Raw genomic sequence first — 854 nt, 5'->3', positions numbered from 1 at the left:
GTCACACCCCCTCCGGACGCCTCCGCCCTCCCGGCCCGGCCGCCTTCGCTCTCCCGGCCCGCCCTCCGTCCCGCCCATGAAGACCGTGGCCCACACCGCGCGTTCACCATGACTTTATGCCGCGTTAAGCCCCCGCCACCTGCGAACATAGCGCTCCGCAGGGCCACCGTGACCGAGAGGGTATAGACCTCTGGCGAAAATCGCGCCAGTGTGGGGAAGACCACCGTGAAGCCCGCGGCCCCCCACGGCCCTGCCTTCGCGTCCCCCCTCCCGATCGCACAGAGCCTCATGTCTGCTTCCAGCCGTGACATCCTGAGCCCCGCGCCTCCGGCGGACGCCCTCTTCGGCGCCCCGGACGCGGTCGTCCCACCTCCGGCCGACCCGTGGCGTGGTCTGGGGGGCGTTCCCGTCCCGGCCGGCGCGGCCGCCGACACCCGGCCCAGGGCCGCCGCCACCCACCGTCCGGCCCACGCGATCTCGCTCCCCGCCTCTCCCCGTTCCGTCGCGGCGGCCCGCGCCTTCTCCCGGCGCCTGCTCGCCGAGTGGGGCCTGGACGCGCTGACCGACGACGCCGCCCTCCTCCTCTCCGAGCTGGTCACCAACGCGATCGTGCACGTCCCCGAGGGCACCGGCGACGTCGAGCTGTCCCTCTCCCGCACCCCCGCCCACCTGGTTGCCCGGGTCACCGACCGGGGCGGCGCCCTGCCGCGCTGCTCGCTCGCCGCGAAGGACAGCGAGAACGGCCGCGGCATGTGGCTGGTCGAGCAGATCGCCGAGCGCTGGGGGCACCACGCCTCCCCGGCGGGCAAGACCGTGTGGTTCGCCCTCCGGCTCCCCGGCGCCCCCGGCGTCCC

At 75.3% G+C, this 854-nt stretch carries 1 protein-coding gene; it reads left to right on the top strand.

Annotation, left to right across the window (positions count from 1 at the left end; translation table 11 throughout):
- Nucleotides 1-288: 288 nt before the first annotated feature.
- Nucleotides 289-854, top strand: a 566-nt coding sequence (locus ACSNOK_RS33315) for an ATP-binding protein (RefSeq protein ID WP_436784520.1), incomplete at its 3' end; no start/stop codon positions are given.

Source organism: Streptomyces sp. URMC 126, from assembly GCF_051386555.1.
Lineage (GTDB): Bacteria > Actinomycetota > Actinomycetes > Streptomycetales > Streptomycetaceae > Streptomyces.
This window is presented reverse-complemented; position numbering and strand designations above follow the sequence as displayed.